The sequence below is a fragment of the Bacillus sp. S3 genome, assembly GCF_005154805.1.
Taxonomy (GTDB): domain Bacteria; phylum Bacillota; class Bacilli; order Bacillales; family Cytobacillaceae; genus Neobacillus.
The window spans coordinates 3,648,301-3,663,277 of the sequence record NZ_CP039727.1 but is presented as its reverse complement, the minus strand read 5'-3'; the positions used below and the strand labels follow the sequence as shown (position 1 = coordinate 3,663,277).

Here is a 14,977-nt window from a genome sequence, read left to right as displayed (position 1 = left end):
TATTACTAGGTTTATTGAACCGTAAAGGGAGAGGAAATACATGTTTCAAAAGTTAAAACTGAAATTAAAAGACCAACGTGGATTTACGTTAATTGAATTACTAGCAGTTATTGTAATTTTAGGGATTATTGCTGCAATTGCAGTACCTTCTGTTTTAGGAATAATAAATCATTCCAAACAAGATGCACACATTGCAAATGCACAACAGATTGCAAACGCCGCTAAATTATATATAGCTGATCAAAAGATAGAAGTTTCTACAGTAGCAGCTACAGTTACCTTAGAGAAATTGATTACAGATGGATACATTGACAATATAAAAGATCCAGGAAAATCATCGGGTGGTTATGGAATTAAAGGTACCATAGTTACTTATCAAAAAGTTGGAATAAAAAATGAATACAGGGTTACTTTACAAGCAAATGATGCCAATGATGCTGGAGCAGATTATATTAAGGCTTCTGGTATAGCTAAAGATGCTTCAAATATACTTAGGTCTGATATTAATTAATGGTTGTAATTTTAATTCTTTTTTTGTATGGACTTATACTAGGCTCCTTCTTTAATGTAATTGGCCTACGAATTCCTTTAAAAGAATCAATTGTCACACCAAGCTCTGCTTGTCCAACTTGCGGGCATCAATTAAAACCATACGAACTAATACCAGTATTATCATATTTATTTCAAAGGGGAAAATGCCGCGGCTGTCAGTCGCGGATTTCTCCTATCTATCCGATATTTGAATTACTTACTGGATTACTGTTCATGACGGCACCATTGGTTATTGGGTGGTCTGGAGAATTAGTGGTGGCACTTACGCTAATCTCAATGTTTATGATTATCGTGGTTTCAGATATTCACTATATGATCATCCCTGATAAAATTCTAATTTGGTTTGCAGGGATTTTTTTATTGGAACGAATTGTTTGGCCGTTGAGCCCTTGGTGGGACAGCCTTTTAGGGGCTATTACAGGATTTGTTGTCCTTCTCCTCATCGCTCTTGTCAGTAAAGGCGGAATGGGCGGTGGCGATGTGAAACTGTACGCAGTACTTGGATTAGTTTTAGGTGTAAAACTAGTGCTTTTGTCCTTCTTCCTTTCAACATTATTAGGAGCCGTTTTTGGCGGATTGGCTTTACTTTTGAAAATTGTTAAAAGACGGCAGCCGGTGCCATTTGGTCCGTTTATCGCTGCTGGAACATTGATAGCATATTATTGGGGATCGGAAATTATTGATTTTTATATACAATTCCTTCAACAAGGATTTTAACTAAGGGGTTTTTACTATGGCTTTTTCCCTGTTTACATCTAAAAACCGAATTATTAACTTGGTGTTAAATGACCATTCCATTCGCCTGCTTGAGCTAAAGCAGGTAAATCCGCCATCAGCACAGCGCTGGTATGAGCGCTTTCTGCCGCCGGGAATTATTAGTGATGGGAAAATTACGGATATTGAGTCCTTGTCGAATATTTTGGAACAATGTATCGATGAATGGAAGATTCATAGACGCCAGGTTCGCTTCATCGTACCTGATCAGCTTGTCATCATTCGGAAAGTTTCTATTCCTGCTGAAATCCAGGATGATGAAATGCAAGGCTACCTGTATTTAGAGCTAGGCTCAAGTATCCATTTACCATTTGAAGAACCGGTATTTGATATCTATCCATTAGGCAGTGATGGCAAAACAAGAGAACTACTCTTATTTGCTGCACCAGAACAAAATGTGCTGGAATATTCTAATCTGCTCACTAAGATCAAGCTCAATCCGATTGCGGCCGATATTTCACCGCTTGCCTTATACCGGCTTTATTATCAGCTTGATCATGCTAGTAATAGCGAGGTCTTGTTTTCCGTCCAGTTTGACATGACTAGTGTTAATTTGTGCATTTTTGAAGAAAACGTTCCATTGGTTATGCGTCAGTTTGCCTTGCCATTTAATGTGGACCTCTGGGATATTAAAACAGATTTATCGGGGGCAATTGTTTACAAATATACAGGCGATACAGATGAGCTTGTGATTCAGTTTGAAGATATTTTTAGAGAAATCAATAAGTTAGTCGATTTTTATCGATATTCCCTTCATAAAGAAAACCAAGATATCTCTAAATTTCTATTAAACGGCGACCATCCCATGCTTCATTCTATCCATGATGAAATGCAAGAGCGATTTGAAACGCCTGTTGATGTGATTTCACTTGAGACAGAAATTAAAGGAAAAATAGACAGAACACCTATTAGTCAATTACTTCCTTTAGGACTCGCTTTAAAAGGGGTGCAATAATGTTAGTTGAAATTAATCTGCTTCCCCATAAAGAATCGAAGAAACTTGGCTTTATTATTTCTTTGTCTAGTATTGTTGCACTCTTGTTAATTGCGGGTGCCTATTATTATTGGCAAATCAATGTGACAAAGAATGAAGTTGCTTCTTTAGACAGACAAATTGCGATGACAAAAAAGGTTACTCAAAGAGAAGAGCAAAATAGTCAAACGGTGGAAGCAGCCAATTCAGTAAGTCAATTAAAGAGCGCCATCCATTGGGCGGATGATTACCCGATACAAACGATTCCTGTAATGCGTCACCTAACCTCTTTACTGCCTGAGCGTGGATTCATTCAGAGCTTTGGCTATAAAGAAGAAGGAACGATTACGTTATCCGTCCAATTTGATAGTGCTAGAGAAGCTGCCTACTTTTTAGATAATCTAAATAAGTCAAAATGGATTGCGGAAGCAAGCTTAAGTTCACTTGCTGCAGCTGCCGATCCGGCAGAGGATGCAACAACAGGGAATGTTAATCAAACAAATACAACAGCAACTGATTCTCAAGCAAATACAACTGATTCGACAGTAAACACCACAAATCAAACGTCTACACCAAACCAGACTCAAACCGGCCAGAATACAACCGGAGTAACAGCAAATACGGGAGGCCAGACGAATAGTGCTTCCGGAACAACTAATACGCAAAACAATACCGTTAATACAACAACTAATACAAATACGGTAATTAATACTGGTAAAACAACAGCGGGCACGAATGTAACTAAAAATTCCAATATTCTTCCACGTTACACCGGTCAATTTGAAATTAAGCTGGATAAAGAGTTTGTAAAGAAAAATATCAAGAAGAGCACGAAGGATGAGAAAGGAGTGGCTGGATCATGAAGCTTCTTTCCTCAAAAAGAGACAAACTTATTGTTGGAGCCTGCGCACTATTGTTAGTTTTACTCATCGTCTATGCTCAGTTCTTTTCGCTTACACCATTGAAATCCGACTTAGGGATAAAACAGCAGGAATTAACTAGTGAACAAAAACTATTGGATATCCTTAGTCAAAACAAGGCTAATGATACGAAGAAAACGGCTGAGGATACTCGGGAATTACAGAAGATATTACCCGTGAAGCCCTTGCAGGAACAGTTAATTATAGACTTAGAAAAGGCGGAGAACCTTTCAAATAGCAAGATTAGTTCGATGGGTTTTTCAAAAGACGCTGTTGCCAATACAGATGTTGACCAAACGGATGCTAATGGTCAACCAACAGCTGAAAACCAAGCTGCTGCCAATCAAGGTGCTACAACACAGGATGCAACTGCCGGACAATCGGCTCAAACTGTTGCACTTAAAAAGCTGACGGTTTCGTTAAGTGTCGAATCACCAACCTATAAGGATTTTGAAAAGTTTATTGAAACGTTAGAGTCTTTAAAGCGGATTATCGTGGTAGAATCGATTAGTTATTCAGGTGGGCAGGAGATTACCAGTTTGGATCAAGAAGACCAGCCATTAAGCTACAGCCTGACGATTTCTGCTTTTTACATGCCTAGTTTAACTGATCTGGCGGCAGAACTGCCAACAATCGATGCACCGGCACCGGCGGGTAAAGATAATCCATTAAGCCAGTTTCCGGCTACCGCAAAAACGCAGCCATAATTAACAACATGACGAACGAACAAATAATTTGGCGAAAGTCTACGATAACAAGACGACAAAAGTCTTGTTATTTTTTTTTGCCTTTATGATAGGATGAAACCAATTACCTTCGGAAGAGAGAGGAGTACGGGTGAGTGGACAAGCCTAATAAAGGCAATACGATTAAGATTAAATTGAATGGAGAAACAAGAGACTTTCATGAAGAACCGAAAAAAAAGGAGCCGGAAACCACGATCGAGCCTATGACGAGAGTGATTAAAATAGATTCGAAAAGAATAGATTCGGATGCTCTTTTAGAGACGGCGGCAGCTCAGGAATCTGCCGAAGAGAGCTTTGACTGGATTCTTCCGGAATCCTCTGAAAATGATATAGAAGAATTTAAAATCGTCAGCAGCAATACGCCTAAGAAGAGCGGCATCCCTAAAATTGCATCGTTTACATCCAATTCTAAAATAAAGAATGGCGGGCCATTCGGATCCATCGTCTTTTCAGGGATTTTCGCCATCCTGATTGGGACAACGATAGGTGTTGTGATGCTAAAGCTGGTGATAACAGGACCTACTGACAAGCCGGTAACAGAACCTGCAGTGGCCGAAGTAGCAGGCGGGGCAGATAAGAAACCAGCGGATGAAAAAGGGGAGGATTCTGCAGTTCTTGCACAAATACCCGCTTACGTAATTCAAGGTGGGGTTTTTACCTCCAAAGAGGGAGCAACGGAAACGTCAAAACAGATTTTGGCAAAAGGTGTTCCTGCCCAAGTAATCGAAATGGACGGCAAACTATTTATCTTTTTAGGTACAGCCGATTCGCTTGAGACGGCTAAATCAATAAGTACCAAATTTAAGGCAAAAGGGGTCGAGGGTGCATTTGCCAAACAATTGTCACTAGATGAAAAGAAGGTTGCCGATCTTACTGTAAAAGAAAAGGACTTCCTCGAAGCAGTACCAACTATTTACGAGAAGCTTTCATCCGCAACCTCCAATGCCATGTTAACGGATGTCGTTACAGAGGAGTCCGGTAAAGCAATAACAGCAATAGAAGAACAATTAAAAGGTACCAGCGTTAAAGATGAGAAAGTAAAAACTATAAAAGCAGAATTAACGAGTGCGGAAGAAAAGGTTAAGGCCTTTCAAAAATCAAAAGACGTAAAAAGCTTGAACGAAGCCCAGCAGCATCTATTAAAATTTTTGTCGGTCTATCATTCCATGTAATCGACAACACTTGATATTTTCTAGGAAATAATAAACTGTACTTTTTTCCTATAAAGCGTAAAATAAGCGGTGGATTTCAAAGGTAATCTAGAAATCTGCTGCTTTTTTACTTTTCTGTTAACTTCCAATCATTATTTTATGTGCGCTAGAATGCATACTTTTTGCATATTTTGACAAATTTCTTCGAACTTTAATGATATAAAAATTGTTTGCTCTCGCAATTTCTGATACCATTAACATGTATCTCCCTATTCAAATGCAAAAAGGTATGGTGATTAAATGCAGAACCTCATTTTAGCCTCTTCTTCTCCACGGCGAAAGGAACTTCTAGAAAATCTCCACTTAACATTCGCGATTTCAAGCAGTGAAGTTGATGAAAGCTTTGACCCAGCGCTCTCCCCGGAGGAAGTAGTGATGGAGTTAGCCGATCGTAAAGCACAGGCAGTTTTTAAGGGAAATCAGGATGCCTTTGTGATTGGTTCGGACACAATTGTCGTTGCGAATAATGTAGTCTTAGGAAAGCCAGCAGATGAAGCAGAAGCCATTCGTATGTTAAAAACTCTTTCAGGTAAGAAGCATGAAGTATTTACAGGTGTATCCATTGTGTCTCCAGAAAGCTCAACTCGATTTTTTGAAAAAACAGAAGTTTGGTTTTGGGAGTTAACGGACGACGAAATTAAAGCCTATGTGCAAAGTGGTGAACCGCTTGATAAAGCAGGTGCATATGGCATTCAACAGCTTGGAGGTATGCTTGTCAAAAAAATTAATGGAGACTATTTTGCGGTTGTCGGCTTGCCAGTTGCCAGAACTATAAGGGAATTGAAAAAGGCAGGCTACCAGTTGCCGTATTAACTTTTGCTCGATTCTTAACTCCCTGATAAAAGGGAGGAAAACAAGTGTCCACAAATACATTAATGATCCGGGATTTTCCGCAAGATGAACGGCCCAGAGAGCGTTTTATCAATCATGGCCCGCAGAGCTTATCGAATCATGAACTGATTGCCATCCTGCTTCGCACAGGAACAAAGGATGAATCGGTCCTGCAATTATCAAACCGCCTGCTGAACCATTTTGAAGGACTAAGGCAGTTAAAAAATGCCACTTTAGAAGAAATGATTGAAATGAAAGGGATTGGCTCGGCAAAGGCGATTCAAATTCTTGCTGCTGTAGAAATTGGCAGAAGAATTGCTAATCTGAACTATACTGACCGGTATGTGATCCGATCCCCTGAAGACGGAGCCAAGTATGTCATGAACGATATGCGCTTCCTGACACAGGAGCATTTTGTCTGCCTATATCTAAACACGAAAAATCAGGTCATCCATAAACAAACTGTTTTTATCGGCAGTCTAAATGCCTCGATCGTGCACCCAAGGGAGGTGTTCCGCGAGGCATTAAAACGGTCCGCAGCATCAGTGATTGCGCTCCATAATCACCCCAGCGGAGACCCCTCACCAAGCCGCGAAGATATCGAGGTCACAAAGCGGCTGGTTGAATGCGGCAAAATCATTGGCATCGAGCTCCTCGATCATCTGATCATTGGCGAAAATAAGTTTGTATCATTAAAGGAAAAAGGGTATTTATAACACTAGGATAATATTTGACGTAGCGGTATAATATTGGGTATGATTTTTTAGGACTGTTTTTGAACAGGGCTATATAAATAGTACGAAAATAGACATGATAATTAAGGTGATTACCTGCCTATTAGAATATTGCATTTCGTATCAGAAAGGGAGATACAACATTATGTTTGGAATTAGACCTAGAGATCTTGGGATTGACTTGGGGACAGCGAACACCCTCGTTTATGTAAAAGGAAAAGGTATTGTTTTACGGGAGCCATCAGTTGTGGCAATGCAAACAGATACCAAAAGTATCGTAGCGGTAGGGAACGACGCTAAAAATATGATTGGACGGACACCGGGGAACGTCGTCGCCATGAGACCGATGAAGGATGGGGTTATTGCTGATTTCGAAATAACGGCAGCAATGATGAAGCACCATATTCGTCAGGCACAGAAAAGTAATAATCTTTTTTCCGGCAAGCCATATGTGATGGTCTGTGTGCCTTCAGGTATTACCGCAGTTGAGGAAAGAGCAGTCATTGATGCAACCAGACAAGCAGGGGCAAAGGATGCCTATACGATTGAAGAACCGTTTGCAGCGGCAATTGGCGCCAACCTGCCAGTCTGGGAGCCAACCGGCAGTATGGTCGTGGATATTGGCGGCGGTACGACCGAAGTTGCTATCATCTCCTTAGGAGGAATCGTAACAAGCATTTCGATTCGTGTGGCTGGCGATGAAATGGATGATTCCGTTATTTCATATATTCGTAAAAATTATAACTTAATGATTGGGGAGCGCACGGCGGAAACCATTAAAGTGGAAATTGGCTCTGCCGGCACTCCTGAAGGAATTGACAATATGGAAATTCGCGGGCGTGATTTATTAACAGGTCTGCCAAAAACAATCGAAATTACTGCGAAGGAAATTGCCACTGCCTTGAGTGATACTGTTTATGCGATTGTGGAAGCGGTGAAAAATACGTTAGAAAAGACGCCGCCGGAACTTGCTGCAGATATTATGGACCGTGGAATCGTTCTTACTGGCGGAGGTGCGCTGCTTCGCAATTTGGACAGGGTGATTAGCGAAGAAACGAAAATGCCTGTCCTGATTGCCGAGAATCCGCTTGACTGTGTCGCCATTGGAACAGGAAAAGCACTCGACCATATTCATTTATTTAAAAACAAAGCTAAGGATTCGCGTTAACAGTGCTGGGTTTTTGAATGTAAAAGATTTTAGAAAAATAGAGGTGTATAATCATGCCACAGTTCTTTTTGAATAAACGACTGATTATTTTGCTTGTCAGCATTATTGTTCTCGTGGCATTGATTGGGTTTTCTTTAAGGGAGAGAAGTAAACTGTCCTGGCCGGAGCAATTTGTCAAAGATACAACTGGCTGGGTTCAATCCCTGGTTTCAAAGCCTACCAACTATGTTGCCGGCTTTTTTGAAAATCTCCAGGACTTAACCAATACATATGAAGAGAATAAGGAATTAAAGTCACGCATCGAAAATCTTGCCAGCCTTGAAGCCCAGGTTCAAGTGTTGAATAAAGAAAATAAAGAATTGCGTGATGTTCTTGGTGAGGAAAAGACCCTGAGAGATTTTGAACCACTTCCAGCTACTGTTATTGGCAGAAACCCTGATCGTTGGCATGAAATGATTATTATCGACAAAGGTAAATTAGCAGGTGTGAAGAAAAATATGGCTGTTGTTACAGCAAGCGGCCTGATTGGAAAAGTAAAAAATGTCACCCAATTCAGTTCAAGCGTACAGCTGTTGAGCTCCATGGATCCGAAAAACCGGATTTCCGCCATCATCCAGGGCGAAACCAAGGTGTATGGACTTGTTGAAGGTTATGATAAAGAGAAAAAATTGCTTATGGTTAAGGCCATCCCTTCAGGAGCGAAAATCGAAAAAGACCAGATTGTCACCACCTCCGGATTAGGCGGGATTTTTCCGGAAGGGTTATTGATTGGAAAGGTCGTTGAAGTGAAGCAGGATCAGTATGGTTTGAATCTGACAGCCCTTGTGAAGCCCGGAGCAGATTTTTATGATATCAAAAATGTGCTCATCACAAAAACAGATATGATACCGGTAGATGCAGCCGAAAAGACAGATGGGAAGGAGGAGGAATCGTGAAAAAATTCCTTCTTCCTCTTTTATTTCTCTTTTTATTTATTTTAGAAAGTCTTTTTGTTCAATATTCACCGGCGGAGATGTTTGGGCGGAACCGAATTATTGCTCCCCATTTTCTATTTGCTGCTCTTTTATTTCTGACCATTTATGTTGGAAAGAAGCAGGGAATTATTTATGGAGCTATTTTTGGACTATTGTTTGATATTGTCTATATCGAAATTATAGGGATCTATTTATTTCTTTATCCATTCGTTTGTTATCTTATTTCAAAAATCATGCATATTATGCAGACTAATTTTTTGATTGCCTTCCTTGTATCGCTTTTTGGCATCGCCTTATTAGAAGTGGGGGTTTACGAAATGGATCATTTAATCCATGTAACCAACCTCGATTTTAAGAGCTTTATCAATTTGCGTTTTTATCCGACCCTAATCTTAAATGCCATCTTTCTTGTCATTGCGGGATATCCTTTTAAGAGACTTTTTGAAAAGCATGCCGAAGCACAAAGATCGGAATGAATTCTAGAAGTCTCTAGTTTTCTTTCTTAAAGAAAACTTGCCGTTAGGCGAAGGCAGAGGCGTAGTTGCACTTATGCCTGATAAGAAAGTAAAACTTTCTTATCGGCTAAAAAAAGGAGAATGGACTGTTCATGTCGAATTTAAGTTTAGATGTCAGTACTTTGATTCGGAATAGGGTTGACGGCAAGCAAGTTTCTTAAGCGAAAAATTGCTTGTTCCAAAATGGCTTTTTTTAATTATGAGGTGAAATTTCTCCATGAAAAAACGGCAAAATGTTACAATAAAAGGTACGAAGGAAGGGCTTGTCCTTCATCTTGATGATATATGTTCATTTGAGGAACTGAAAAAGGAACTTGATCAAAAGCTTTCCGCCAACTCCAGGTCACAGGAGGAGCGCAACTTAATCTCTGTGAAAGTAAATGTCGGTAATCGGTATTTAACCGAAGGGCAGCGGGAAGAACTGAAGAACTTAATTCGCCAAAAGAAAAATTTAGTGGTGGATGAAATTGAATCGGATGTTATTACAAGGGAAGAAGCAGACCGGCTAAAGGCTGAAAACGAGGTCGTAACCGTTTCTAGCATTGTTCGTTCTGGTCAAGTGCTGAAGGTCCCCGGTGATTTACTCTTAATAGGAGATGTGAATCCCGGTGGAAAAGTTGCTGCCGGGGGCAATATCTTTATCATGGGTTCATTAAAAGGAGTGGCGCATGCGGGCTGCTTTGGCAATGAGGATGCAGTCATCGCGGCATCCAGCATGAAACCAACCCAGCTTAAGATTAGTGATGCGATCAATCGTGCGCCGGATCACAGCCAAAACAATGAGAAGCGGGAAATGGAATGCGCATACATAGATGAGAACCGGCAGATCATTGTTGATAGATTACAAGTTTTAATTCAATTACGGCCTAATTTAAACAGGTTCGAAGGGGGACATTAAGGTGGGAGAAGCAATAGTAATTACATCCGGTAAGGGCGGAGTAGGGAAAACCACGACTTCTGCTAATATTGGCACGTCTCTGGCCCTTCAAGGTAAAAAAGTATGCTTAGTAGATACGGACATCGGTCTTCGAAACTTGGATGTCGTTATGGGACTCGAAAATAGAATCATTTATGATCTTGTCGATGTAGTGGAAAAGCGGTGCAAAACCCATCAGGCATTGGTCAAGGACAAACGCTTTGACGGGTTATTATATTTGCTGCCAGCAGCACAAACAGTTGATAAATCAGCCGTTAAGCCAGAACAGATGAAGGATCTAATTAACGAATTAAAGCAAGACTATGATTATATTATTATTGATTGCCCCGCAGGTATTGAACAGGGCTTTCAGAATGCTTTGGCTGGGGCAGATAGGGCGATTATCGTTACAACACCAGAGGTCTCGGCTGTAAGAGACGCTGACCGGATTATCGGCCTGATTGAGAAACAACGAAATATGGAAGCGCCTAAATTAGTAGTCAACCGGATCCGCAATCATATGATGAAGAGCGGCGATATGCTTGATATTGATGAAATCACCCAGCATTTATCGATAGATCTTATTGGTATTGTTGCTGACGATGAAGAGGTGATTAAAGCCTCTAACCATGGGGAACCGATTGCCATGAATCCAAACAGCCGGGCGTCTATTGCCTACCGCAATATTGCACGCAGGATCCTTGGGGAATCTATCCCGCTTCAGCCGCTTGAAGAAGCAAACAAAGGCGTCTTTACAAAAATAAAGAAGTTTTTTGGAGTACGTTAATAGATTTGGCCTGGCCGCGTAAAAGTGGACAGGCTATTTTTATTCAGTCACAATAAAATTTTGGATAAGCTGTGTGTGAAGTCATACTCTGCCATTCTCTTTCATAAACTTGTACAAAACAGCGGGAAAAGGGTTGATGGGTATGGCGCGGTCTACACCGGAAGAAATACGGCGGCGAATCGCCAAGAGGAAAAAAGAGCAGGGATCAACAACCAAAACACCGGATCGCCAAGTGGCTTGGCCTGGTGATGATGAAAAGTACGGTTACAATTTTATTGGCCCAACAGATAACGGCAGTGGGGATGAGGTGCATCCATTATTTAAAAAGGAAGTGTTCTTTTTTAAAATTTTGGCGTCAGTCCTCCTATTTTTAGTGGTTGCCATATTATTTCGCAATCAGGCATCAACTTTTGAGCCAGTAAGGGACTTTGTTTCAAAGCAAATGGACAAGGATTTTCAGTTTGCCACTGTTTCAAACTGGTATGAAGACAAGTTCGGTAAACCATTAGCCTTGCTGCCATTTTCAGAAGACGATCAAGCCGGAAAAAAGGCAGTGGTCAAAGAGGAGAACTTTTCCGTTCCGGCGATGGGGAAAATCCTTGAAAACTTTGAGAAAAATGGTCAGGGTATCATGATTGAAACGACAAAAGGTGCCGCTGTTCAATCGATTGACGATGGGTTCGTAACTTTTGCGGGGATCAAAGACGACTCAGGCAAAACGGTCATTGTCCAGCATAGCGATGGATCGCAAACCTGGTATGGCAATTTAGAGGAAGTTAAGGTCAATAAATATGATCATATTGATAAAAGAACGGTCGTTGGCACGGTTTCCGCATCAACAGGTGAAGATAAGACTAAAGGTAAGTATTACTTTGCAATAAAAAAAGACGATGCATTTATCGATCCGATTCAGGTGATTCGCTTTGAATAGAGCTATTACTTTACTTCGGCATGTTCAGATCCATCCTTTGCTGTGGATTGTGATTGCTTTATCGATTGCTACCGGGTATTTCCTGGAAGTCTCTCTGCTGCTCGCGATTATTTTTATCCATGAAATGGGGCATGCTGCTGCGGCTTCTTTTTTTTCATGGCGAATAAAAAAAATTACTCTTCTTCCGTTTGGCGGAGTGGCTGAAATGGATGAACACGGCAATCGTCCGTTAAAGGAAGAAACGATTGTCGTGCTCGCCGGGCCGCTCCAGCATGTGTGGATGGTCGCGGTCGCGTATGTCTTATTTTCGCTGCAGGTAATCCCCGAGGACTTATATCAATTATTTATCAGCTATAATGTCATGATTTTTATCTTCAACCTTTTTCCCGTTTGGCCGCTGGATGGCGGAAAACTGGTCTTTTTACTGCTATCATTAAAAAGTTCTTTTCCGAGTGCCCATCGTTTGACATTAATGATTTCGTTTTTCAGCCTCTTCTTGTTTTCAATCATCATTTTGCTGGCTGCACCCTCTAATATTAACGTATGGGTTGTGATTGCTTTCTTATTTTTCTCGCTCTATCATGAATGGAAGCAGCGGCGCTTTATCTTTATGAGATTTTTATTAGAGCGCTATTACGGGAAAAAATCTAGTCTTCAGGCATTGAAGCCGATCCAGGCTAATGAACAGGATTTACTCATTCATGTGTTAGAAAAATTTCAACGCGGCTGCAAGCATCCAATTATCGTTGAAGCTGGCGGCAAGGAAACAGGCACATTGGATGAGAACGAGCTCCTGCACGCTTACTTTACGGAAAAGCGGCTAACCGATAAAATCAGCGACCTTCTCTTTTTATATTAAAGGCTGTGTTAAAGGTCATTGTTGATTTTTTTAAACTGTTGATTGGAGCGAAGCGACGAGGAGGCTCCCCGTCACGCCCGCGGAAAGCGAAGTGCCTGGAGCGGAAATCAACAGCCAAGTTTAACACAGCCGTAAAAAAGGGTATAATACATGTATATATGAAAAGCGAGGACGCTAGGTTTGGAAACTTTAATTATCAATTACAATGCACGAGAGAAGCGATTTGCTTATTTGAGAAATAATCGCATAGAACAGATTGTATTTGACCGACCAGAACATCGCTCTCTGGTCGGTAATATTTATTTTGGGACGGTGACAAAGGTATTACCGGGGATGAATGCTGTTTTTATCGACATAGGTGAAGAAAAAAACGCCTATTTGCACCGTGACAGCCTCCCATCATACGTACTTGCTTCCGAAAAACATAAAAATGTTACTTCCTTCGTTCACCAAGGAGAAAAAATGTTCGTTCAGGTGGACAAGGATGCCACCGGCACGAAGGGGCCAAAAGTAACAGGAATTATTGAAATGGAAGGAAATCAGCTTATTTACATGCCTAAAGGGCGGTATGTAGCAGTTTCAAAAAAAATTGCTAATGAATCCAGACAAGCTGCACTTCGGCGCCTCGGCAGCCGCCTCACAACGGAGGAAGAGGGGATTATTTTTCGCACCTCTATCATCTCTTCTACAGACGAAGAAATCCAAGAAGAGCTGCAAACATTAAGACAACAATACCAAGAACTCGTCCAGACAACCCCGAAGAAGCCGGGACTGGTTTTTCAAAAAGATACTTTTATCGAAATGATCCTGGCCCAAATAAAAAAAATGAAAGCAGGAGAAGTGATTGTCGATGATGTAGCCATCAAAAAGATGCTTGAGCAGTACAACGCCAACCTGACGTACACCTATTACAACGGGAAAGAAAACATTTTTTCAGCAAATCAGGTGGAGCATGAAATTGATAAGGCCCTAAAACGGATTGTCTGGCTCGATCACGGTGCCTATCTCATTTTTGATCAAACAGAAGCCTTGACGATTATTGATGTAAATACAGGGAAATTTTCCGGTAAGTCCGATTATCTGGATACCGTTCTCAAAACCAATCAACTAGCTGCAAAGGAAATTATCAGACAGCTAAAACTCCGTGATATCGGCGGGATTGTCCTGATTGACTTTATTGATATGAAGCGCGAGCAGGACAAGCTGGCTATTCTTGATACTGTCGAAACTGAATTAACCAGAGATGAAAAAAGAACAAAAATCATCGGCTTCACACCGCTCGGAATTCTGCAGCTGACTAGAAAAAGGACTAAAGTTACCATCTCGGAGGCACTACAAGTAAAATGTTCTGTCTGCGATGGCACGGGACGGATCCTTAGCACCGAAACCACTGCATTCAGACTTGAGCGAGAGCTTCTAGAGCACCGTCATGCTGATTTTGAAGCCATTCTTATTGAGACAACCGAAGAGGTAAAAGCAACCCTTCTAGGCGAAAATGAGGTCCATAGACAGGCATTAGAAGAATTGCTTCATTTAAAACTATACTTTTTAATCCAGCAAGCACCCAAGCCGTATTACATCATAAAACAATTTGGCGATGAACGGGATATCTCCCTAAAAGCTATTGACACTTTTCATTAAATTATGTTAGTATTCTAATGTTATGTTTGTAGCACCCGTGCTACAACCGCACAGAACAGGTAATAAGATTTCTGCAAAATTTGCGGGGACGCCTGGGGATGGCGAGTCTGAGTTTATAAGGAGGTGCAGTTCATGTACGCAATTATCGAAACTGGCGGTAAACAACTTAAAGTCGAAGAAGGCCAAGCAATCTACATTGAAAAATTAGATGTTGAAGCTGGTGAATCAGTTACTTTTGACAAGGTTCTTTTCGTTGGCGGTGAAACTGTAAAAGTTGGAAGCCCTGTTGTTGCAGGCGCTACTGTTACAGCTAAAGTTGAAAAACAAGGCCGTGCGAAGAAAATCGTTGTTTTCAAGTACAAAGCGAAGAAAAACAACCGTAAGAAACAAGGTCATCGTCAACCTTACACAAAAGTAGTCATCGAAAAAATCAACGCGTAAGGTG

The 14,977-nt window shown here is 41.0% G+C and carries 17 protein-coding genes and 1 other annotated feature; all 17 genes read left to right on the top strand.

The genetic code is table 11. The features are described 5' to 3' along the window. The first annotated feature begins 40 nt into the window (after window positions 1–40). The 17 genes from FAY30_RS17850 (at window position 41) to rplU (ending at window position 14,973) form a co-directional block, all read left to right on the top strand. Window positions 41–511 (top strand): type II secretion system protein, encoded by a 471-nt coding sequence (locus FAY30_RS17850; RefSeq protein WP_149871143.1) that lies wholly within the window; start codon window positions 41–43, stop codon window positions 509–511. Continuing rightward, on the top strand, window positions 511–1,269 hold the full coding sequence (locus FAY30_RS17845; RefSeq protein WP_149871142.1) for a prepilin peptidase: 759 nt from the start codon (window positions 511–513) through the stop codon (window positions 1,267–1,269). Before FAY30_RS17850 ends, FAY30_RS17845 begins: the two co-directional genes overlap by 1 nt. Before the next feature lie 16 nt (window positions 1,270–1,285). Next, window positions 1,286–2,281 carry a type IV pilus biogenesis protein PilM gene (gene pilM, locus FAY30_RS17840; protein ID WP_149871141.1) on the top strand — a complete coding sequence of 332 codons (996 nt, stop codon included), beginning with the start codon at window positions 1,286–1,288 and terminating at the stop codon, window positions 2,279–2,281. Then, window positions 2,281–3,162 (top strand): PilN domain-containing protein, encoded by an 882-nt coding sequence (locus FAY30_RS17835; protein ID WP_149871140.1) that lies wholly within the window; start codon window positions 2,281–2,283, stop codon window positions 3,160–3,162. Before pilM ends, FAY30_RS17835 begins: the two co-directional genes overlap by 1 nt. Then, window positions 3,159–3,926 carry a hypothetical protein gene (locus tag FAY30_RS17830; RefSeq protein WP_149871139.1) on the top strand — a complete coding sequence of 256 codons (768 nt, stop codon included), beginning with the start codon at window positions 3,159–3,161 and terminating at the stop codon, window positions 3,924–3,926. The genes FAY30_RS17835 and FAY30_RS17830 overlap by 4 nt, the downstream gene beginning before the upstream one ends. A 134-nt stretch (window positions 3,927–4,060) precedes the next feature. Beyond that, window positions 4,061–5,137, top strand: a complete 1,077-nt coding sequence (locus tag FAY30_RS17825; RefSeq protein WP_149871138.1) for a hypothetical protein — start codon at window positions 4,061–4,063, stop codon at window positions 5,135–5,137. Between the two features lie 279 nt (window positions 5,138–5,416). After that, complete coding sequence (locus FAY30_RS17820; RefSeq protein WP_149871137.1) at window positions 5,417–5,989, top strand: Maf family protein; 573 nt, start codon at window positions 5,417–5,419, stop codon at window positions 5,987–5,989. 44 nt (window positions 5,990–6,033) lie between these two features. Next, on the top strand, window positions 6,034–6,723 hold the full coding sequence (radC, locus tag FAY30_RS17815; RefSeq protein WP_149871136.1) for a RadC family protein: 690 nt from the start codon (window positions 6,034–6,036) through the stop codon (window positions 6,721–6,723). Between the two features lie 163 nt (window positions 6,724–6,886). Beyond that, window positions 6,887–7,909: a rod shape-determining protein gene (locus tag FAY30_RS17810; protein WP_149871135.1), complete on the top strand. Its 1,023-nt coding sequence runs from the start codon at window positions 6,887–6,889 to the stop codon at window positions 7,907–7,909. A 53-nt stretch (window positions 7,910–7,962) separates the two neighbouring features. Next, window positions 7,963–8,844 (top strand): rod shape-determining protein MreC, encoded by an 882-nt coding sequence (gene mreC, locus FAY30_RS17805; protein WP_149871134.1) that lies wholly within the window; start codon window positions 7,963–7,965, stop codon window positions 8,842–8,844. After that, on the top strand, window positions 8,841–9,359 hold the full coding sequence (gene mreD / locus FAY30_RS17800) for a rod shape-determining protein MreD (protein ID WP_149871133.1): 519 nt from the start codon (window positions 8,841–8,843) through the stop codon (window positions 9,357–9,359). The genes mreC and mreD overlap by 4 nt, the downstream gene beginning before the upstream one ends. 256 nt (window positions 9,360–9,615) lie before the next feature. Then, window positions 9,616–10,296 carry a septum site-determining protein MinC gene (minC, locus tag FAY30_RS17795; protein WP_149871132.1) on the top strand — a complete coding sequence of 227 codons (681 nt, stop codon included), beginning with the start codon at window positions 9,616–9,618 and terminating at the stop codon, window positions 10,294–10,296. A gap of 1 nt (window position 10,297) precedes the next feature. Continuing rightward, window positions 10,298–11,101 (top strand): septum site-determining protein MinD, encoded by an 804-nt coding sequence (gene minD, locus FAY30_RS17790; RefSeq protein ID WP_149871131.1) that lies wholly within the window; start codon window positions 10,298–10,300, stop codon window positions 11,099–11,101. A gap of 142 nt (window positions 11,102–11,243) precedes the next feature. Next, window positions 11,244–12,032 carry a M23 family metallopeptidase gene (locus tag FAY30_RS17785; RefSeq protein WP_190284682.1) on the top strand — a complete coding sequence of 263 codons (789 nt, stop codon included), beginning with the start codon at window positions 11,244–11,246 and terminating at the stop codon, window positions 12,030–12,032. Next, window positions 12,025–12,891, top strand: coding sequence for a M50 family metallopeptidase (locus FAY30_RS17780; RefSeq protein ID WP_149871130.1), 867 nt, complete (start codon window positions 12,025–12,027; stop codon window positions 12,889–12,891). Before FAY30_RS17785 ends, FAY30_RS17780 begins: the two co-directional genes overlap by 8 nt. Before the next feature lie 180 nt (window positions 12,892–13,071). Continuing rightward, window positions 13,072–14,532, top strand: a complete 1,461-nt coding sequence (locus FAY30_RS17775) for an Rne/Rng family ribonuclease (RefSeq protein WP_149871129.1) — start codon at window positions 13,072–13,074, stop codon at window positions 14,530–14,532. Window positions 14,533–14,566: 34 nt separating this feature from the next. Beyond that, window positions 14,567–14,651 (top strand) — a sequence feature (ribosomal protein L21 leader region). Window positions 14,652–14,664: 13 nt separating this feature from the next. Further along, complete coding sequence (gene rplU, locus FAY30_RS17770) at window positions 14,665–14,973, top strand: 50S ribosomal protein L21 (protein ID WP_149871128.1); 309 nt, start codon at window positions 14,665–14,667, stop codon at window positions 14,971–14,973. Window positions 14,974–14,977: the final 4 nt, after the last annotated feature.